Here is a 21,252-nt window from a genome sequence, read left to right as displayed (position 1 = left end):
ATTGGTTGGACAAGTTCCGTTTTCCGGTTATAAAATTGACCGAACTAAAAATGGAGTCCATTGAAATATGCCGCGTAATAAAAAATTCGAAGGAGATATGACCGAAGTCGGTCATATGCGCACGCCTCCTTTCGTCCGGCTTCCCGATATTAATACGTTATTCGAGGAACGGAGCAAACGTTTTGAAGAGCTTGCTCCCACAAGTCCGGTTAAAGACTATATAGATTTTATGGTGGAATTTACCGGAGCACAGCAATTCGTCTGTAACGAGTTTTCTACAAGCGATATTCCGACAGCCGATCAGGTTCAGGCACAAAAATTCGTTATGCCGCCGATCGACCGGCAGGCAATTATATCTGCCCCTGTTTTTGACGAGATTGCGAATAGTTTTTTCAAAGTTCTCGGCAAAAGAAAGTTGAAAGGTTCAAGCCTCCTTGCCCTTGAGGATACACAAGCCAATAAGGCAAAATGGCAAAATTGGGCTTCCGATATTATTGCGCACAAATTGCCGCAGGAAAATTTGGCCCAGCATATTTACGTAACCGGCGCTTTGCAGATTACATTGGCATTGGCTGCTGCAAAACTTGACGCAAAGAAATTGCAGCCTATTGAAGGCAATCTTTGCCCCTGTTGCGGTGGTACGCATTCGGCTTCGATGATTGTCGGTTGGCCATCTTCGGAAGGCATCCGGTTCTGTTCATGCCTTTATTGTGGATCCATGTGGCGTTATGTACGCATCAAATGCACGTTTTGCGAAGAAACCAAAGGTATCAGTTTCCGCGAGATAGACGGGGGGCCGGGAACGATACTTGCCGAGACATGTGATACCTGCAAACGCTATTGCAAACAGATGAATCATCAAAAAGATAGCCATTTCGATGTGTTTGCCGATGATATAGGTTCATTGGCACTTGATCTTTTGATGAAAGAGGATGGTACATTCAAAAGAGGTGCATTCAATCCATTTCTGGCGGGTTATTGATGGTCGCAGATTTTTCTCTCCTACCTCCGGTCAACGCAATTCTTGCCGAACGAGCGGCAAAAGAGGCGGAAGCCGAATTCGGGCACAGTGCAACGGTCGATGCTATCAGGGCAACCCTTGCAGATGAGCGCATTCTCATCAAGGCAGGACGCACACCACGCACAAGCGCTGTTCTGGCAATGATGGCACTTGAACGGCTGGAGGTGGATGCCCAGTCGACCATGCGCGCCGTGTTCAACCTAACCGGCACAATTTTGCACACCAATTTCGGACGTGCGCAACTTCCGGAAGTTGCAATCCAGAATGCCGTTAATGCCATGCGTAACGCCGTTTCACTGGAATATGATCTTGAAAGTGGCGAGCGGGGAGAACGCGACGACCATTTGCGCGAATTGATTTGCGAGCTTACCGGTGCGGAAGATGCAACCCTTGTCAACAATAATGCGGCAGCCGTTCTTCTGGTGTTGAATACGCTTGCGGGCAAACAGGGCGAAAGCATTATTTCCCGTGGCGAACTTATTGAAATTGGCGGTGCATTCCGTATGCCCGATATTATGGAAAGTGCCGGTTGCAAGCTGGTGGAAGTGGGAACAACCAATCGCACCCACCTTGCCGATTATGAAAAAGCCATCAATGAAGAGACCGCACTTTTATTGAAAGTGCACACATCGAACTATCGTATTGAAGGATTTTCTTCTGCGGTTACCACAAAAGAACTCGCGGCATTGGCTGCAACGCGTCATATACCTTTGATGGAAGATCTCGGTTCGGGAACGCTCGTCAATCTCGTGACTTTCGGGCTCCCCTATGAACCGACCGTTCAGGATGTCATCAAAGCGGGTGCAGATATTGTCACTTTTTCCGGCGATAAATTATTGGGCGGTGTTCAGGCCGGTTTTATTATCGGCAAGCAGGAATTGATTGCACGTGTGAATAAAAACCCCATGAAACGCTCGCTTCGTGTCGACAAAGTGCGCCTTGCGGCACTGGAAGCGGTTTTGCGTGCCTATCGGAATGAAGAAAAAAGGAACACAACAATTCCGACCTTGCGTTATCTTTCGCGGAGCCAAAGCGATATTGCCCATCAGGCCGCCGATTTATGCGCAAAAATAAGCGAATTTTTTCAACCGGCTTATCATGTTGAAATCTGCCCGTGTAATAGTCAGGTAGGCTCAGGCGCTATGCCAATGGAAACTTTGCCAAGCTACGGTATTTCGGTAAGTCCTGTTGACCCGACAAATTCCTTGACGGAACTCGCTTATCGTTTGCGCCAATTGCCAAAGCCCGTTATCGGACGCATGCATGCCAACCGGCTGGTTTTTGATTTACGCTGCCTTGATGACACAAACGGTTTTGTTAACAATCTCGATAAATTATCATGATTATTGGTACTGCCGGTCATATTGACCATGGAAAAACGGCTCTCGTCAAAGCATTGACAGGCATTGATACAGATCGTCTGCCACAGGAAAAACAACGTGGTATCACAATTGAACTGGGTTTTGCTTATAAGACTTTGAAAAATGGCGAACGTATCGGTTTTGTGGATGTTCCGGGGCATGAAAAACTCATCCATACCATGCTGACAGGAGCCGGTAGCATTGATTATGTCATGCTGGTTGTGGCTGCCGATGACGGTATTATGCCGCAAACGCGCGAGCATTTTGAAATATTGAAGCTTCTGGGGTTAAAACACGGGGTTGTTGTCATCACACGCATCGACCTTGTCGACAAAGAGCGTGTTGATGCATTGCAAGCGGAATTGCACGAATTTCTCAAAGGTTCATTTCTTGAAAATGCACCGATTTTTCCCGTGTCGTCACTGACCGGCGAGGGGATAGCGGCTCTTCGGGAAGAGATAGAAAATGCAGCCCTGCATTTGAAAAAACGTGTTTCCCATGGGCGTTTCCGCCATGCAATCGACCGCTGTTTTGTGCTTTCCGGTGCGGGGACTGTGGTGACGGGAACCGTGCTTTCAGGTGAAGCATCGACCAATGATCTTATGGTAATTGCCCCCAATCATCTGCCAGCGCGATTACGGTCTATCCATGTACAGGATGAAGTTTCCGAAAAGGCAAGAACGGGCGACAGGGCAGCACTCAATATTGTGGGCGACGCAATCAACAAGGATAAAGTTAAACGGGGTATGATGGTCATTGACCCGTTTCTTGATAAGCCAAGTCAAAGGTTCGATGTTCGTCTCAGAATTCTTTCATCTGAACCGAAGCCTTTGAAACAATGGTTTCCTGTTCACTTGCACCATGGTTCATTGGAAACCAATGCCCGTCTTGTATTTTTGTCGCAAGACACAATGAAAGCCGGTGAAACCGCTTATGTGCAGATTATTTCCGATAAAGCTGTGATTGCCGCAAGCGGCGACCGTTTTGTTATTCGGGATACATCGGCAAGCCGTACAATTGGTGGCGGTATTATTCTTGACCCGCTGGCACCGGAACGCCACCGTCGCTCACCTGAGCGTTTCAAATTTCTTGCCGCAATGGAAAATGAAAATCATCTTCAAGCTTTGTCGGCAATTCTGGCATTGCCGCCTTATGGCATTGACTGGCTTTATTTTTGTCGTGCGCGTAACCTGTCTGAAGTCGAGGCGGCCAAACTTCTTGCGAGTGGAAATTTTGTTGTTCTCGAACATGGTCAAGACCGGTTTGTTATGGAACAGCAACAAGAACAACGCCTGCAAAAGGCGATTGTCGATTATCTTGTCGAATTTCATAAAAACGAGCCTGATCTTTTCGGTGTCGGGCTTGAAAAATTGCGGCGTGACGTTGCCCGCGAAATCCGTGCCCCTTATTTTCGTGATCTGTTACAGAACGAAATTGACAAAGGCCGGTTGAAAATTCGCGGCGCCTGGGTGGGGCTTGCCGGTCATGAAGCCAAATTATCGCCTGAAGATGAAGCAATCTGGCAACGTGTCTATAAAGTTTTGAAAGGTGAAGAACGTTTTCGCCCGCCGCGTACGCGCGATTTTGCGCAAGAACTTGGAATTGATGAAAATCATATGCGGCAAATTCTCAAATCATGCGCACGAATGGGGCGTGTCTATGAAGTGGCGCAAGACTATTTCTTCCCGCGTGAAGTGCTGGCTGAAATTATTATGATTATGCGGGACATTGCCGAAAAAAAAGAAAAGCACGAATTTATCGCCGCCGATTTGCGTGACCGGCTGAATAACGGCCGCAAGGTTTCCATTTTTCTGCTGGAATTTTTTGACCGCCACGGTGTGACAATCAGAAAGGGCGACATAAGGCGGTTAAATCCGCATCGGCTCGACTTGTTTGCCGATAGTTAGGCTTGCAGTTTTTGCCTAAAAGCCGCATAAGACATTCGGAAGGGCTTTTCATCCGGTGATGGATGCGGCCTTCAAAGCCGTAAGGGGCCGTGAGACGGTCTTTTATGGGTTCGACTCCCATGCTCTTCCGCCAATTGTTTTTAATTGAATGATGTCCGATTGAAGCCCATCGCTTATCATCACTATTCCCGAACCGTTGCTGATCGCCTTGGCACGTCAAGTGTCGGGAAAGGCATAAGCCATTGAACGTCGGGAACACGAAAACTAACGGGCGTTAGAGACGTTTTCGACCAAGTTTGTCTTCTGTAAAACAGAATTCATCACGATAGTTTTTTGAAATTGGCAGGATATGTGTCCGCAAAGTTCTGGAAACTTGTAATCAGCAAAAATTGGTCTGCCATTAACGGGGAAATAAAAAGGGTAAAACCGAAAAGACCGGCAAAAAACCTATTAATGCGAGCAAAAATAAAAAAGACGGGCAATAGCCCGTCTGATTTGATGAATCTCACAGTTTGATAAATCCCATAGAATGGCTCAGGCTTCTTCTTCAGCCTTTTCCACTTTCGGTTTTGTCGTGCGTCTGCGACGCGGTTTCTTTTCAACAACCTCTTCGGCTGCAACCGGTTTTTCAACCGTCTCTTCAGAAGCTTCCGCTTTTTCTTTTACTTGCTCTTCGGCCTCGTTTTCACCGCCATCGGAACGATTTGCCGGTGTGCTGCGACGACGTGGTGCACGACGGGGTTTCTTGAGTTCTACAACCTTACCGACTTCGTCTGAATCCTCGGCAAGAGCGACTTCAGCAGGAACACCCTGAATTTCCGGTTGCGGGCCACTTCCTGCGGCTTCATGCTCTTCATTCAGTTCCAAAGAAACGACCGGTGTATTCTCGTCCTCTTCATCGTCATCAATCAGTTCTTCACGCTGGATCGGTTGCGGCATTTGTGCCTGTGCTGCCAGAATGATGCGAACATAATGTTCGGCATGTTGCAGGTAATTTTCTGCCATCACCCTATCACCGGCAGCCTGCGCATCGCGAGCCAAAGCAGTATATTTATCTGCTATATGTTGTGCATTACCACGAATTTTTACATCCGGACCGTTACTTTCATAATTGCGTGAAAGAGGATTTGGACCGCGACGATTATTATTGTTATTATTGCGTCCACGGATGCGCCTATTTTGTTGTGGCCTCATAATGATCTCTTTAAGAATATGTTTTATCTAATTTTATTCAGTTGATTTTCAGACAGGGATATGATGGCGTTCGCGCCAATATCCGTTTTTGATTATGCTTGTTGACAAGCCATCAAGCTCAAACCAATTTTTTGAAAATCTCAAAAAGCCTATGGAAACGACTCCAATAGCTAAGTTCCATGACGATCTATTTGATATGGGGGAAATTAGCGTTCTTCAACCGAATTGCCAAGCATTTTTTTCAAAATTCATTATCTAATTCAAATGAAAAGAGAGAATTGTTCGCAAAAATGGGTCATATTGGTAAATCGTCGCCCGTTCGGGCGGGAAATTGCCGATAGCAACCCCGTCCGCGGGCGAGAAAAGCCACTCGAATCACTCTTCTATAACGACTTTTGGAGTGCCATTGCGGGCTTCGCCAATAATGGTAGAGAGTGGATAGCCCTTGCTTTTCCCGTAAGCAACGAGTGATTGGGCTTTCTCCGGCGAAATTGACACAAGAAGGCCGCCGGATGTTTGCGGGTCGGTCAACAGAAAGCGTTTATAATCGGGATAGTTTTCCGGCAACACAATATGTTCGCCATAGCTATCCCAGTTGCGGCGTGAAGCACCGGTAAAACAACCGTCTTTTGCGAGTGCCTCGGCTTGCTTGAGAAACGGAATTTTCGAATAATTTATAGCAATCTCGACATTGGAACCTTGAGCCATTTCAAGACTGTGTCCCAGAATCCCGAAGCCGGTCACATCGGTCAAGGCGTGAACATCGGGGTTATTTCCAAGCTCTGTACCGATTTTATTGAGAAGCGTCATGGATGCAATCATTTCCTGATAGGCTTCATCGGAAAGTTTTCCGGTTTTGAATGCATGCGAATAAACGCCGACGCCGATACCTTTCATGAGAACGAGTTTGTCACCGGCATGGGCACGGGCGTTCAATTTGATCTCGCTTTTTTTGCAAATGCCGATAACGGCCAAACCATAGACAGGTTCGGGATTGTCGATCGAATGGCCACCGGCGACAGCAATGCCGGCTTCTGCGGCTTTTTGTCGCCCGCCTTTTAAAATCTCTCCGACAATGGCCGGATCAATCTTGTCAACCGGCATACCAAGGATTGCCAGCGACATAATCGGCTTTCCGCCCATGGCATAAACGTCGGAAATAGCATTTGTCGCGGCGATTTGACCAAAAGTGACAGGGTCATCAACCATCGGCATGAAAAAGTCTGTTGTAGCGATAACACAAGTGCCATCGTCAAGTTCGTAAACGGCGGCGTCATCACTCGTTTCGGTTCCCACCAACAAATGTTCAAATGGTCCATATTCCGGCTGGTTTTTCAGCATTTTCTGCAAAACGGAGGGTGCCAGTTTACAACCGCAACCCCCACCGTGAGCAAGACTTGTCAAACGGAAGGGTGTCATCAAAATATCCTCTTAATTATTCATTTTCCTGCGGATACCAGTTTATATCCGGTGGTAAGCCAATGTTACCATTTGTCAAACCTGCGTGCAATGCAGCGCTTCTTCATCCCTGATCGTTGACCAGATCGTTGACCAGACGTTAATTGTGTTCACAATAACGCGACTGTCATAGAAAAGCCGATTGCATTATCGGTTTTTGCGACACATATCGAAATATTGTAGATGATCTCACCCGACCGGCAGACATCCGCTCATGTTCTAACAGAGCGTTGTTTGGACTTTTTCAAAGCAGGATTGGTTGCTTTGGAACAATTGTTGATTTACAATTGTGAGCTTGTGGGATGATCGAAAAATACTAGAGGAAAGCCCGTATGAATATAGAAATTTCGCGTCGCGCCTTTTTAAAGGGTGCTGGTGCGGGTGTCGGCGCAACAGCCTTGGGGGCACTCGGCTTTAGTGAAGCCGAGGCGACCGTTGTTTCGGCGATAAAGCCTTTCAGGTTGGCTTCAACAACCCAGACCCGACAAACCTGTACTTATTGTTCGGTTGCTTGCGGCATTATCCTTTATTCAAAAGGATCAATGAAAGACGGCACAGCAAAAGTTATCCACGTCGAGGGTGATGTTGACCACCCGACCAATCATGGAACTCTGTGCCCGAAAGGTGCAGCCCTTCTTGATACAATCCATTCAAAGAACCGTTTGACAAAACCGAAGGTTCGTCGCCCCGGTTCCGATCACTTTGAAGAAATCACATGGGACGAGGCACTCGATAAAATTGCCCGCTACATGAAAGATGATCGCGACGCCAATTTTGTTCAGAAAAACGAAAAAGGCCAAACAGTCAATCGCTGGTTGACAACAGGATTTCTCGCAGCCTCTGCGGCTACAAACGAAACCGCATTTGCGACTTATAAGGTCGTGCGTTCATGCGGTATGCTGGTATTCGATAATCAGGCACGCGTTTGACACGGCCCCACGGTGTCCAGTCTGGGCCCAACATTTGGTCGTGGCGCGATGACAAATCCATGGACGGATATCCGTGCAACGGATCTCGTCATTATTATGGGTGGTAATGCTGCCGAAGCACATCCTTGTGGCTTCAAATGGGTTACCTATGCAAAAGAGCATCGCGGTGCAAAGCTGATCGTTGTTGATCCGCGCTTTACCCGTTCGGCTTCGGTTGCCGATTTTTATGCACCGATCCGTCAGGGAACCGATATTGCCTTTTTGTCCGGTGTCATCAACTACTGCATAACGCATGACAAAGTTCAGTATGAATATGTCAAACATTTCACCAATGCCGGTTTGATCGTCAATGAAGGTTTCGGTTACAAAGATGGCCTGTTTACCGGATATGACGAAGCCAAACGTGATTATGACCGCTCGACCTGGTCCTACGAAATGGACGAGAACGGTTATGCCAAGAATGACGAGACTTTGACGCATCCGCGTTCGGTCTGGCAGCTTCTTAAAAAACACGTTTCGGTTTACACGCCTGAAATGGTTGAAAGAATTTGCGGTACACCTAAGGATAAGTTCCTTAAAATCTGCGAGATGATTGCAGAATGTTCAAGCCCGACAAAGGCGATGACATCCATGTATGCTCTCGGCTGGACGCAACACTCCAAGGGTGCGCAAAACATTCGCACAATGTGCATGTTGCAGCTTATTCTTGGTGACATTGGTGTTCGTGGTGGCGGTGTGAATGCACTTCGTGGCCACTCCAATATTCAAGGCCTGACAGATGTCGGACTGATGTCCAACCTCATTCCGGGCTATATGAATATTCCGATGGAAAACGAGACAGATCTCAAGACCTATCTCGGAAAACGCAAGTTCACGCCGACACGGCCGAATCAGGTCAGCTACTGGCAGAATTATGACAAGTTCTTCATCTCGTTCATGAAGGCAATGTGGGGTAAGGCCGCAACAAAAGAAAACGACTTTGCCTATGATTATCTGCCGAAGCTTGATATCGCCAATTACGATATTCTTAAAGCTGTCGACCTGATGGATCATAACCGGATGAACGGCTATTTCTGCCAAGGCTTCAATCCTGTTCTTGCTTTCCCGAACCGTAAAAAGGTCGAGCGTGGCTTGAGCAAATTGAAATTCCTCGTCGTGATGGATCCGTTGGAAACAGAGACGGCACGTTTCTGGGAAAACCATGGTGATTTCAATGATGTCAATACATCCGAAATCAAAACGGAAGTTTTCCAATTGCCGACAAGCTGTTTTGCCGAAGATGAAGGTGCTGTTGTCAATTCCGGCCGCTGGTTGCAGTGGCACTGGGCAGGGCAAAATCCGCCGGGTGAGGCAAAGCACGACACATGGATCATGGCGCAACTCTGGTTGAGGCTGAAGAAGCTTTATGAAAAAGAAGGCGGTGTGTTCCCCGATCCTATCGTCAATCTCCATTGGCCATATGAGGACGAAAGCGAACCTCAGCCGGCAGAACTTGCCAAGGAAATGAACGGTTATGCTGTCGAAGATCTTTATGATCCGAAAGACCCGACCAAAAAAATCCTTGAAAAAGGCAAACAGGTTCCAGGCTTTGCTTCCTTGAAGGCCGATGGAAGTACTGCTTCGGGCTGCTGGATTTATTCAGGCAGCTTTACCGAAGACGGAAACATGATGGCACGGCGTGATAACACCGACTATGACGGTGCCGGACTTTATCCGAAGTGGACATTTGCATGGCCGGCAAACCGCCGCATTCTCTATAACCGTGCATCTGCCGATTTTGACGGTAAGGCCTGGGATCCGGAACGTAAAGTTATCGAATGGAATGGCGAGAAATGGACGGGATTTGATGTTCCGGATATTCCGCCTGCATCCGATCCGCACGCTGTTGGTCCATTCATTATGAATGCGGAAGGTACTGCACGACTGTTTACGCTTGCCGGACTTCGCGACGGACCGTTCCCGGTTCACTACGAGCCGTTTGAATCGCCGGTCGTCAACCCGATTGCTCCGAATATTCGTGGCAATCCGGCCGCTCGTATCTTCGATGAAGATCTTGCACAATTGGGAACGAGTGATGAATTCCCATATGCTGCAACCTCTTATCGCTTGACCGAGCATTTCCACTATTGGACGAAAAACAACCGGATCAACGCTGCTTTACAACCGCAATTCTTTGTTGAAATTTCGGAAGAACTGGCAGCAGAGAAAGGTGTTGTAAAAGGTGATTGGGTGAGAGTTTGGAACAAACGCGGGCAGGTTTTTGCCAAAGCGCTGGTTACCAAACGTATCCGTCCGATCATTTGTGACGGCAAACCGGTTCATGTTATCGGCATTCCACTGCATTGGGGCTTTATCGGAGAGGCGAAGAAAGGCTTCGGTCCTAACTCGCTCACGCCGTTTGTCGGCGATGCCAATTCCCAGACGCCTGAATTCAAGGCATTTCTGGTGAATATGGAAAAATCGAAAGCACCAGTCGATGAGAATGGAAAGGCGGAACAATGATTAATATCAATCCTCCAACACAGGATAAAATCGAACCGCAGATCGGTCCGGATGATTACATCCGGATTTCCGCTTCGCCAGCGCCGAAACCGAAGCGAAAATTGGAAGAAATCGCCAAGCTGATTGACGTTTCACGCTGCATCGGCTGTAAAGCTTGCCAATCGGCCTGTTCGGAGTGGAACGAACTGAACCCCGAAATTGGTGACAATGTCGGTGTTTATGACAACCCACGTGACCTTTCTCCGGACGCTTTCACAATTATGCGTTTCACAGAATGGGTTAATCCGGAAACAGATGCACTCGAATGGCTTATCCGCAAGGATGGTTGCATGCATTGTTCGGAACCGGGATGTCTGGCCGCTTGCCCGTCACCGGGTGCTATCGTGCAATATTCCAACGGTATTGTGGATTTTATTCACGATAAATGTATCGGTTGCGGTTATTGCATTAAAGGCTGTCCTTTCAATATTCCGCGTGTCTCGCAAGTAACCCACAGAGCCTATAAATGCACCTTGTGTTCGGACCGTGTTGCTGTCGGGCAAAAGCCTGCTTGTGCAAAAACCTGCCCGACCGAAGCCATTATGTTCGGGACAAAAGCCGAGCTTAAAGAACATGCCAAAGAGCGCATTGCCGATCTGAAAGCCCGCGGTTACAAGAATGCCGGTCTTTATGACCCGCAAGGGGTTGGCGGAACGCACGTCATGTATGTTCTCCATCATGCCGATCAACCAAGCATTTATGCAAACCTGCCGGAAGACCCGCACATTTCACCGATTGTGAAAACGTGGAAGGGCATTTCCAAATATTTCGGGCTTGGTGCTATTGCTGCGGCTATCCTTGGAGCTGCCGCACATGGTATCTTCATCGGGCGTACAAGAGTAACCAAACACGATGAAGAACGAGCCGAAAAGACTCTGGAGGATATCGATCATGACGCATAAGCTTTATGAAAAATACGATTATGTCCATAAAGGTAATCCGGTTATGGTCGACCGCTATACAAAAGGCGCGCGCATCAACCACTGGATTGGCGCCATTTCAATGATTCTTTTGGCATTGACCGGTCTGATGATGTATTGGCCACCGCTTTTCCCGCTTTCAAACCTCATTGGAGGCGGGCAAGTTGTGCGTACCATTCACCCTTATATCGGTGTTGTCATGGTTATCAGTTTTGCCGGACTTTTCTTCCGCTTCTGGCGCCTCAATATCTGGGAAAATACGGATTTGAAATGGATTGTCGATATCAAGGATGTTCTTGAAGGCGATGAAGAAAAACTGCCAATGATCGGAAAATACAATTTTGGTCAAAAATGTATTTTCTGGTCGATGTCGATTGGTCTTATCATATTGATTGTGACAGGCTTTATGGTTTGGCAAGCCTATTTTGCACCTTTTGTTCCTATTGAATGGCAGCGTTATGCATTGCTTACCCATTCACTGGTTGCCGCCTGTATTATCGCGGTGTGGATTTTCCATGTCTATGCCGGTTATTGGGTTGCCGGTTCAATCGGCGCAATGATAAAGGGCAAGATTTCCGGCGGCTTTGCATGGGCTCACCATCGCAAATGGTATATCGCGCTTTTGAGGGCAAATCGCATTAAAGACCGCTAGGTTCAGGCCTTGAGGTTTCAATGAATTTAACCGCAATGTTTTTCCAAACATTGCGGTTTTATATTTTTGAGCGTTGTTTTGTTGTCGATATTATCAAAGCAATACCGCAGAAGGCGAAAGAGAACCTGATAAGAACCCCTGTAATAAATCGGGCATTCGCACTTCTTTTCAGAGGCTTTGTCTTATTTTCAGGTTTGTTGTTTTTAAATCTCTACGGATTCTAATTGTTTAGTTGTGTCCGGTTGAACCAAACCCTTTGGTGCCGCGAATTGTATCCGAAGTTGTTGCGGTTTCCACAACGGCAATTTGCGGAGCGGGTGAAATGACAGTTTGTGCAATTCTCATGCCGCGGGTAATTGTGAATGGTTCCTGACCGAGATTGATAAGCAGAACTTTGATTTCACCGCGATAATCGCTGTCGATTGTGCCGGGTGTATTCAAACAGGTAACGCCGTTTTTGAAGGCCAGCCCCGAACGCGGGCGAATTTGCGCCTCATATCCTTCCGGTAACTCGAATATCAAACCTGTAGGGACGAGTGCGCGTTCACCGGGGGAAAGGATAAGCTCTTTTCCTTCTTCCAATGCCGCTCTCAAATCCATTCCCGCCGAGCCTGCGGTTTCATAGCAAGGCAATTTCAGCCCTTCCGAATGGGGAAGTCGACGGATAGCAAGTTTAACGGAAGAATCTGTTTGCGACATGGAAAGCCTTCAGGACGATATAATCACTACCAACCCTTTTAAAGGGGATAGCGAAAAGTTACAAGTTCCCTTGGAGCGGTCTTTTTCAAGCGCTACCGATAAGAATACCGGTTGCAAAAACCAGAGCCCCGCCGACAACAACCTGTAAAGCGGCACGCCAGAATGGTGTTTCCATAAATTTGTTCTGGATCCATGCAATTGCCCATAATTCAAAAAACACAACAGCAAATGCAATGGCAATTGCGATGTGAAAATCGGGAATGAGAAACGGAAGCGCGTGTCCGAGACCGCCCAAAGAAGTCATAACACCATTGGCAATGCCGCGTTTGATTGGTGAGCCGCGGCCGGATAGTTTTCCGTCATCGTGGGCGGCTTCGGTAAAGCCCATTGAAATACCCGCGCCGAGTGAAGCCGATAAACCGACGAGAAATGTTTGTCTTGTGTCACCGGTGGCAAAGGCAGCCGCAAAAATCGGTGCCAGAGTTGAAACCGAACCATCCATCAAACCGGCAAGGCCGGGCTGGATCCATGTGAGAAGCGTTTGCTTGCGTTCTTTTGCACGTTCTTCATCGGCAACCGATTTCGGCGTGTATTTCTTTTCAAGCTCGATCGCCACATCTTCATGGTGTTTTTCTTCAAGAGCAAGATCGCCCAGGAGTTTGCGTATTTCCGCATCCTTGGCATGTTCGGCAGCCTGTTCATAAAAGCGTGCCGATTGGTCTTCCATTTGTGCAACCGAATCACGCACTTTATCAATGCCGAGCGGGCGAACCAACCAATCCGGTTTGCGATCATAAAAGCCGCTGACATGTTCGCGCCGGATAAGCGGAATCATTTTGCCAAAACGTTTTTCAAAAATCTTTATCAGCCTGTCGCGGTGGCTATGTTCCTCATCCGCCATTTTTTCAAAAATCTTGGCAGTTGCGGGAAACTCGTCACGTAAACCATCAGCATAGTTAAGATAGATGCGCTCATCATCTTCTTCAGAGGAAATGGCAAGAGCGAGAATTTCCTTTTCGCTAAGCGAGGAAAATGGTTTGCGATAGGAAGAGGCGAAAAGTTTTGAAAACATTTGGAACCTGCAAATTAGAATTGTTCTAAACTAATCGAGTTGGTAAGAATTTCAATTGTAAAATACGCTTTGCACCGGATTGTGAATGCCTTTATCCGGCTGGAACGCGTGTTGAGATGGATGAGTGGCGGGGCCTAAGCCTTTTAAATTAACCTGCAAGCCGGAATATGGGGCTTTTCTGCGCTCCTCCAATCGTTTCCAACCGGAATTTTTGTTTGCACCCGTCTGGTTTTGATAAACATGATCGCTTTACCCAATCTCCGGTTTTTAATAAACGGAATTTAACCCCTTTTGATTTGTGACAAAAATAAACCTGAATGTCACCCTTAGAATTGCAAAAAAGCAATTTCCTGTCCACATTATCCGGCGCGGATGAAAATTCGCCGATAGCTCGGAACAAGCCGGATTAAAATGTAAGAAGTGCTCTATAGCGACCATCGGCGTTGGTTTTCATTGCCACTCCAACCGGTTTATTTATGCCCGATCATTCGCTTATATTTTGGAACAATATTTAGAACAATATTTGGAACGCTATAAAGGGGAAGGAATAATTATCACTTCCTCCAAGAGGCCATAAAGATAAAGCCGATGTCTCCGGAATTAAAGAGACATTCATGACAAATATCTATAAAGCCTCGCTAACAGCTAGAGAATTCTTTGCATCAACACAAGATTGAGCCACTGTCCGGCCTTTGTGCCGACTTCCGGCATGTGTCCGGTAATGGTAAAACCGAAGGCTTTATGAATGGCTATGGATGCTTTGTTACCTGCTTCAATACCGGCAATAAGCACATGGATATGGTTTTGTTCGGCATGGGTAATCAAGGCACCGAGAAGTTTTTTTCCGATGCCTTTGCCGCGTTGGGTTTTTTCAATATAAATGGATATTTCGGCAGAATAGCGATACCCCTCGAAAGGTCTGAACGGGCCATAGCTTGCATAACCGACAGTTTTACCATCATCATCTGCTACAAGAACCGGATATCCGCTTGCATTTCTCGTCTTTAGCCATTCCCGACGATTATCAATATCGACGGTTTTTTCATTCCAGATCGCAAGTGTGTTTTTTACTGCATCATTATAAATATCTGTGATGGCTTCGAGATCACGTTCTTCGGCCGGTCTAATAGTAATCATTTTTAAAATCCATCGAATATTATGATTTCAAACCCTAATCGTTTTTTAAAACGGTGGGAAGAGGGGGGAACTGTAGCAACGGTCAAATTTCCGGCAAAATGGCAAGAATGTCTTGTAACGATAGCCCGTGTTCACGCAGCGAGCGCAAACTTGTATCTTTGCTGGATTTTGACAATTTGTGCCCGTCTCGACCAAGAACCAGCGGGTGGTGGTAATAAAGCGGCGGTTTATAACCCAGAATCTCCTGTAACAGCCGGTGAACCGAAGTTGCTTGAAAGAGATCGGCTCCTCTTACGACATGGCTGATCTTTTGAAGAGCATCGTCGACAACAACCGATAAATGATAGCTTGTCGGGATGTCTTTGCGCGCGATAATGACATCACCCCACAGTTCCGGACGCGCTATAATTTTTCCGGTTTCATGGCCTTTAAATTCGTACCAGAAAAGCTCTTTGTTTAAAAAACGCCGTGCCAGATCCATATTGAGCCGCCATGAATAGGGCACACCTTCGGCGATCATTTTTTTCGCTTTCACAGGTGAAAGAGAGCGTTCATCTGTCGGGTAAAGTGGCACTCCATCGGGATCACGCGGCCAATTTTTACCCTTCCGTTCAGCTTCGGCAATGATTTCTTTCACCTCGCCACGGGTCAAAAATGCAGGATAGACAAGTCCGAGTTTTTCAAGTTCGTTGAATGCCTTTCTATAGTCGGAAAAATGTTCCGACTGGCGTCTGAACGGCTTTTGAAAATCGCATTCGAGCCATGAAAGATCTTCAACAATTGCATTTTCAAACTCTGTTGTGCAACGAATTGTATCAATATTTTCCATGCGCAAGATAAGCTCGCCATTCAACTCATCGGCGATATGCTTGTTCACAAGTGCCGAATAGGCGTGCCCCAGATGCAAATATCCATTGGGACTGGGGGCAAAACGTAATCTGGCAGTTTTAGAGTTCACCATTCTTCTTGAAGGCACAAAACGAGCCGATAAAACCCAGAACAGTCAAAATGAGACTTGAAACGCCATTCCAACCGGCAAATGAAAGACCGAGAAAATATCCTGCGGCCTTGTCGCAAGAGGGGGGGCGTTTGCTATTCAAATTGGCGAGCAAATCATTTGCATCGGTGGTAATCGCGGTTGCTGCAGCCGAACAATCTGTCGGCCCTTGCCAGAATTTATACTCGGCTCCGGCGTGATAGATAGATAGACCGCAATTATAGAGCATCAAAACGGCGCAAATTAAAAAAAGCACACGGATAAGAATCCCCGGCTTTCCCTTTAAAGACAGAATAAAAGTAACAGCCATCAAAGGGATGCCCGAATAATAGGGAATACGTTCTTCAAGGCACAATTTGCACGGCATATAGCCGCCAATATGTTCAAAGCCGAGTGCCGTTCCAATCGCGATCACCATAATGACCAGCATCAAACATGACAGAATCGTTTGAAGCCGTCCGGATAAATAAATGGGCGAGGCGAAACCGATCACTCCGAATTCCTTTAAACCAATATTTTATAAAAAATATAGCCGATTATCAGAACAGTGCAAGCGATAGCGATAATCCATTTGAGCCTGGGCAGGATATATTCGAGCATGGCTGCACCATAACGGCTTATGAGCCAGGCCAGACAATAGAAACGCGCACTGCGTGTGATAATTGCCGAAAGGATGAAAATCCATATATTCATTCCCACAACACCGGCAAGAATCGTCACTACCTTGATTGGTGGCAGGTGTGATATTCCCGACGTAATGAGCAAAAGCAGAATGATTTCCATACTGGTATTGCTGCGCAATGCCTCGAAGGTTTCAAATTTTCCATAAAATTCGAGAACCGGTTTTGCTATTGCTTCATATGCAAAATGGCCGATAAGCCATCCAAGTACGCCGCCAAGAACAGAAAACAGCGATGCGATAAAGGCATAGCGATAGGTCTTTTCTTTGTTGATAAGCGACATAGGGATAAACAGAACATCGGCGGGAATGAGAAAGACAGAGCTTTCCACAAAAGCGATAAACGCCAGCCAATATTCTGCCGACCGGCGGCCCGCAAGAGATAGTGTCCAGTCTCCGAGCTTTTTTAGCATTCTTCTTTTCCTCGTCAATGATGCTATCTCTAAAGAGGGTTAAAGCGTTAATCCAGTAGCTCGAACAAATTTTTTTAAGATAATTGTGCGTAAGACAGTTGACGAGACATCGGTTCTTAATATAACTCAACAAATCCATGACACAGGTTTGTGTCCTCACTTCATCGATGCGGGTGTGGTGGAACTGGTAGACGCGCCAGACTCAAAATCTGGTTCCCAAAAGGAGTGTCGGTTCGATTCCGACCACCCGCACCAATCAGACTTTCATGATTCCTGGGCTTCATTGCTATTTTGTTGGCTGCTTGAAGATGTTCTTCAAGAAATATCTTGAAACAAATAATTTTTATAAGATTATCTGATGATAATAGTTTCCTGATATGAAAGCCCATACGCGGCTTTTTTCTCCCATATAAAAACACCTTGTCATTCGGCTTTTTATCTATTCAAGAAAAATTCCGGCACTTTTTTCGTGTCGTATAGACGCAAAGATTCAAGTCTCCCCAACCGATATTTTTAAAAAACGTTTCAGTAACCCGCTTTTATATCAAAAACATAAAAACGGGTTTGATAATTGCTCTATCGGTCAGGAAACAGATAGAATATCCTCGGCAAATCTTTTCCGGCCGTGTTAAAGCAGATAGAGAATACTCAATTATAAAAGGGGCAATTTATGCAAAATACCGATGTTATCATTTATCATAACCCGCGTTGTGCAACCTCGCGAAACGTGGTCGGTCTTGTGCGCGCCATGGGATATGAACCCCATATTATCGAATATCTGAAAACACCACCCACACCGGAAATGCTTCTTTGGCTTGCCAATCGGGCCAATGTTTCCATCCGCGAATTTTTGCGGACGAAAGAACCGGCCTATAAAAAACAGGGTCTTGACGATGAAACATTGCCGGACGATGTCATCGCCAGCAAGATGCACGATTATCCTGAATTGATAAACCGGCCGATTGTCGTTTGTCCCAAAGGGGTTCAATTGTGTAGACCGGCCGAAAAGGTAACAAATCTTCTGATTTTACCGGAAGAATAAAGCTTTTTATAAAAGCTGATAATGAGCCGACAAACGTTCGGGCGCAGAACTACAAAAATAATGAAAGTCCGGTAGGGCTTTCTATTTTCCGGACAAATGGTGTCGGACGAAATGCGCATTAAAAATCGCCAGTTGAAAACTTTTCCTTCAATTTTGAAATAGATTAACCCGATAAATTAAAATTCGACTTGTTAGTTCATTCGACCTTGTCACTTCATCCGACCTTGTCACTTCATCCGGCATTGTCACTTCAGTCAACCTTGTCACTTATTGAAAACATTTCCTTGTTCATTCCGGTCCGGTTTTGAACCTTGTTTTTTGCTTGAAAATAATTTGAATTATCATTCGATATGCCGGTGGTTCTAAACCCGTTTTTTACGTTTGAAACCCTCAATGTTGATATTTTTCAATGAGCTTTTGTGCAAATTCCGGTACGGTCTTTGTTGCCGGTCCGGAAATGACTTCATCGAATAACGTATAGGAATGGGGATTGGCAGCAAGGTTGATTTCCAGACATTCTGCGCCTGAAAGACGTGCAAGGTTTACAAAACCGGCCGCCGGATAGACGAGGCCGGATGTTCCGATAGCAGCAAAAATATCGGCTCTGGAAAGCGCATTTTCGATTTTTTCCATATAATAGGGTATTTCACCAAACCATACGATGTCGGGTCTGAGACTCGCTTTGGCGTGACAATGCGGACAAACACTTGTTTCTGTTACGTCGGTGAGCCATTCGGATTTTTTATGGCAGGAAAGGCACAGAACCTGATTGAGCCTTCCATGCATATGAAGAACATTTGTCGAACCGGCTCTTTCATGCAAATCATCAACGTTCTGCGTCACAAGTACAAAGGATTCTGTGAAATGCTTTTGCAGCGCGGCGAGCGCAAAATGCGCTTTATTGGGTGAGGCTTTTAATGCATCACGTCGGCGTTTGTTATAGAAGTCATTGACGAGACGGGGGCTTCGTGCAAAGGCTTCCGGCGTAGCAACATCTTCGACCTTATATTTATTCCATGTACCATCGCTGCCACGGAAGGTTTCCAACCCTGATTCGGCAGATATACCTGCGCCTGTTAGAACAACAATATTGGGGAATTCATTCATTTATTACTCGCTCGTGACATGGTTATTTCTGTTTTATCAGAAATGCATATGTTACAAAGGATTTATTTTTAAAAGGAATCGTTCGGTTGGCTTTGGATAGTGACAGCAAAAAAACGCTTCGACAGAAGGTTGAGGATGCAGATTTGGCATTGTCGCTAAAAAAACGTGCTGAAAATAATGCCTCGTGGGCAGAAGCGCATATCGAACTTTCAGAAGCACTGCTGGCACTTGCCGATGCCGAAGAAGGGGAAGATGATGCCCTCGGTCATTACAGTGAAGCCGCATCCGGATTTGAAAAAGCCCTACAGGTTTTTACCCGCAAGAAAAATTTTACCCGCTGGGGAGGAATCATTGTTTCCTATGTGCGGTGTCTGCGCAATTATGCTTTAAGAGAAGGTGGCGAAATTGCAGTTTTGCGGTTAAAACGCGGGCTTTCTTTACTTGAAGAAGTTTATAGCGGCCTGCCAGAGCAGAAAGGTGCTTTTGATCGCGCACTGATATTGACGGAAAAAGGCCACGTCTATCGTGCGCTTTCCGACATAGATTTTTCACGGCCACGTCAGGAAAGATTGAAATTGGCAATGGAAGCATTCGATGCAGCCATTGCTATTCTAAGGGAAAAAGAAAATTTCCATTATTGGTCGCTCGCCGTGTCTGCAAGTGCGCTGGTTGCGGCGGAATTGGCTCGCATAGAGCCGGTTGAAAAAGCGAGAGGATACCTCGAACAGGCAATCGAACGTTTCGAGACGGCATTGGTCTTTTTCAACGGTGATGATGCCCCACAGGATCTTTCCTATGTCTATTTTGAAATGGGGCGAACATTGATGCAGCTTGCAACATTGGATAGTCCGAACAATGTGAACCTTATGGAAAATGCGCTGAAGGCTTACGAAAATGCTAACAAATCATTGAAGAATGACAATACGAGCAATGCCCTTTTTCGCCTTCAGAATGAAACAGCATTGGCACTTTCCCTTGTTGCCCAGCAAAAAGATAGTGAAAATGCAATTCCACTTTTGGAAAAGGCAGTTGCGCTTTACCGTTCAAATATAGCCCTTGTCAAAGATAAGGGAGAAACCGTGGAGCTTGCACTTGCTTACGGCAATATGGGAAAAGATCTGACGCAGCTTGCCAATTTGGCATCTTCACCATTTCGGGAGCTTGAAAAAAGGCTTGAAGCTATTTCCGCGTTGAGAAAAGCTGTCGGTAAAGAAATAAAAGTTGCCCGTCCATTGGATTGGTTGTCGTATTTTATTGAACTTGGTGCAGCCCTTCAGGCTGCAGCCAATATCGAAGCGCCGGAAAAACGTGGCGACATGCTTCGTGAGGCGGTAAAATTTTATAATCAGGTTCTGGAAACGGTCAAAGGCCAGCAGAATGCAAAACTTGTGAACCGGATTTTGCAATGGCGTGCTCTTGCCCGTGCCCGTCTCGGAGAGGATGAAAAAAGCCATCAGGGATTGATATTGCTTAAACAGGCGGAGCTGGATTTCCGGCTGGCAATTTCCAAACTCGATCCGGAAAAAGACAAAAGAGATCTATTCCGCCTTTATAGCAATCTCGCTCATGTTCTTTACGCAATGGCGCGGCGCAAAGATTCCGAAACTCCGGTTGATTTGTTAAAGGCTGCCAATATTGCCGTAGAAACAGCCTTTTCTGTTATCGCGAAGGGAACCGTTGATAATATAGAAGAACAACTCGACACGCGTTCTCACCATGCACTTATTTTATGGCGCCTTGGCTCGTTTGGCGGCATACCGGATGCGTTCCCGAAATCGCAGGCAATTTATGAGGAATTGCTAGCCTCGCCGGTATTGAAAGATAAATATAACAAATTGGTCAACATATTGAATAGCTATGCGCTGATGTTGAAAGACTGGGCAGAAATTGTGCCCGCAAAACAGGCGCGACCATTGCTCGAAAAAGCAGCAGAACTGCTTGCAGAACTCCATGCGGTAGCAGTTGCCAGTGATGACAAGAAGGCTACAAAACGTTGCAACAATGCTTTGGCTGAAGTTAGATCGAGAATCGATGAACTCACCAAAAAGCGGTTTTTGAATTTTTGGCCATTCAGCCGGAAATAAAACCGCTTTTTGTATTGTTACCTCTCACGCAAAGAGCTT

17 protein-coding genes and 2 tRNA genes are annotated in these 21,252 nt (G+C 46.3%); 10 read left to right on the top strand and 9 right to left on the bottom strand.

The features are described from left to right. Positions 1–67 precede the first annotated feature (67 nt). The 4 genes from fdhE (at position 68) to GQS64_RS00190 (ending at position 4,422) form a co-directional block, all read left to right on the top strand. Positions 68–982, top strand: coding sequence for a formate dehydrogenase accessory protein FdhE (gene fdhE, locus GQS64_RS00205; protein ID WP_198230296.1), 915 nt, complete (start codon positions 68–70; stop codon positions 980–982). Beyond that, positions 982–2,364: an L-seryl-tRNA(Sec) selenium transferase gene (gene selA / locus GQS64_RS00200; RefSeq protein ID WP_198230295.1), complete on the top strand. Its 1,383-nt coding sequence runs from the start codon at positions 982–984 to the stop codon at positions 2,362–2,364. The genes fdhE and selA overlap by 1 nt, the downstream gene beginning before the upstream one ends. Continuing rightward, complete coding sequence (selB, locus tag GQS64_RS00195; protein WP_198230294.1) at positions 2,361–4,289, top strand: selenocysteine-specific translation elongation factor; 1,929 nt, start codon at positions 2,361–2,363, stop codon at positions 4,287–4,289. The genes selA and selB overlap by 4 nt, the downstream gene beginning before the upstream one ends. A gap of 37 nt (positions 4,290–4,326) precedes the next feature. Next, positions 4,327–4,422: transfer RNA gene (locus GQS64_RS00190), tRNA-Sec, on the top strand. A gap of 401 nt (positions 4,423–4,823) precedes the next feature. Here the strand turns inward: GQS64_RS00190 and GQS64_RS00185 are convergent. Both GQS64_RS00185 and selD read right to left on the bottom strand, forming a co-directional pair. Beyond that, positions 4,824–5,483, bottom strand: coding sequence for a DUF4167 domain-containing protein (locus tag GQS64_RS00185; RefSeq protein ID WP_198230293.1), 660 nt, complete (start codon positions 5,481–5,483; stop codon positions 4,824–4,826). Positions 5,484–5,858: 375 nt separating this feature from the next. Beyond that, complete coding sequence (gene selD, locus GQS64_RS00180) at positions 5,859–6,902, bottom strand: selenide, water dikinase SelD (protein ID WP_198230292.1); 1,044 nt, start codon at positions 6,900–6,902, stop codon at positions 5,859–5,861. 371 nt (positions 6,903–7,273) lie between these two features. Here selD and fdnG point away from each other — a divergent pair, with 371 nt between their 5' ends. The 3 genes from fdnG to GQS64_RS00165 are packed head-to-tail and all read left to right on the top strand — an operon-like array spanning position 7,274 to position 11,983. Next, positions 7,274–10,372 carry a formate dehydrogenase-N subunit alpha gene (gene fdnG / locus GQS64_RS00175; RefSeq protein ID WP_198230291.1) on the top strand — a complete coding sequence of 1,033 codons (3,099 nt, stop codon included), beginning with the start codon at positions 7,274–7,276 and terminating at the stop codon, positions 10,370–10,372. After that, positions 10,369–11,313 carry a formate dehydrogenase subunit beta gene (gene fdxH, locus GQS64_RS00170; RefSeq protein ID WP_198230290.1) on the top strand — a complete coding sequence of 315 codons (945 nt, stop codon included), beginning with the start codon at positions 10,369–10,371 and terminating at the stop codon, positions 11,311–11,313. Before fdnG ends, fdxH begins: the two co-directional genes overlap by 4 nt. Continuing rightward, positions 11,303–11,983, top strand: a complete 681-nt coding sequence (locus tag GQS64_RS00165; RefSeq protein WP_077993929.1) for a formate dehydrogenase subunit gamma — start codon at positions 11,303–11,305, stop codon at positions 11,981–11,983. Before fdxH ends, GQS64_RS00165 begins: the two co-directional genes overlap by 11 nt. A gap of 228 nt (positions 11,984–12,211) precedes the next feature. Here GQS64_RS00165 and dut read toward each other — a convergent pair whose 3' ends face one another. From dut to GQS64_RS00135, 6 genes are all read right to left on the bottom strand, one after another. Next, entirely contained in the window at positions 12,212–12,682 is a 471-nt protein-coding gene (gene dut / locus GQS64_RS00160) for a dUTP diphosphatase (RefSeq protein WP_198230289.1), read from the bottom strand. Positions 12,683–12,767: 85 nt separating this feature from the next. Further along, on the bottom strand, positions 12,768–13,754 hold the full coding sequence (gene mbfA, locus GQS64_RS00155) for an iron exporter MbfA (RefSeq protein WP_198230288.1): 987 nt from the start codon (positions 13,752–13,754) through the stop codon (positions 12,768–12,770). A gap of 645 nt (positions 13,755–14,399) precedes the next feature. Further along, positions 14,400–14,891, bottom strand: coding sequence for a GNAT family N-acetyltransferase (locus GQS64_RS00150; RefSeq protein ID WP_149866701.1), 492 nt, complete (start codon positions 14,889–14,891; stop codon positions 14,400–14,402). A gap of 82 nt (positions 14,892–14,973) precedes the next feature. Then, a complete protein-coding gene (gene gluQRS / locus GQS64_RS00145; RefSeq protein WP_077993922.1) occupies positions 14,974–15,852 on the bottom strand; it encodes a tRNA glutamyl-Q(34) synthetase GluQRS in 879 nt (292 codons plus the stop codon). After that, complete coding sequence (locus GQS64_RS00140) at positions 15,839–16,318, bottom strand: disulfide bond formation protein B (protein WP_077994689.1); 480 nt, start codon at positions 16,316–16,318, stop codon at positions 15,839–15,841. The genes gluQRS and GQS64_RS00140 overlap by 14 nt, the downstream gene beginning before the upstream one ends. A 74-nt stretch (positions 16,319–16,392) precedes the next feature. Continuing rightward, entirely contained in the window at positions 16,393–16,980 is a 588-nt protein-coding gene (locus tag GQS64_RS00135) for a YqaA family protein (protein ID WP_077993921.1), read from the bottom strand. A gap of 169 nt (positions 16,981–17,149) precedes the next feature. Here GQS64_RS00135 and GQS64_RS00130 point away from each other — a divergent pair. Both GQS64_RS00130 and arsC read left to right on the top strand, forming a co-directional pair. Then, positions 17,150–17,235: transfer RNA gene (locus tag GQS64_RS00130), tRNA-Leu, on the top strand. Between the two features lie 415 nt (positions 17,236–17,650). After that, positions 17,651–18,022, top strand: a complete 372-nt coding sequence (gene arsC, locus GQS64_RS00125; protein ID WP_077993919.1) for an arsenate reductase (glutaredoxin) — start codon at positions 17,651–17,653, stop codon at positions 18,020–18,022. A gap of 390 nt (positions 18,023–18,412) precedes the next feature. Here arsC and GQS64_RS00120 read toward each other — a convergent pair whose 3' ends face one another. Continuing rightward, the gene (locus tag GQS64_RS00120) at positions 18,413–19,129 is read right to left on the bottom strand and encodes an NAD-dependent deacylase (protein WP_077993917.1); all 717 of its coding nucleotides are present in this window, start codon (positions 19,127–19,129) and stop codon (positions 18,413–18,415) included. Positions 19,130–19,215: 86 nt separating this feature from the next. Here GQS64_RS00120 and GQS64_RS00115 point away from each other — a divergent pair, with 86 nt between their 5' ends. Further along, positions 19,216–21,213: a hypothetical protein gene (locus GQS64_RS00115; RefSeq protein ID WP_198230287.1), complete on the top strand. Its 1,998-nt coding sequence runs from the start codon at positions 19,216–19,218 to the stop codon at positions 21,211–21,213. Positions 21,214–21,252: the final 39 nt, after the last annotated feature.

It is taken from the genome of Bartonella sp. P0282 (assembly GCF_048452985.1).
GTDB classification, from domain to species: Bacteria; Pseudomonadota; Alphaproteobacteria; order Rhizobiales; family Rhizobiaceae; genus Bartonella; species Bartonella choladocola.
This window is presented reverse-complemented; position numbering and strand designations above follow the sequence as displayed.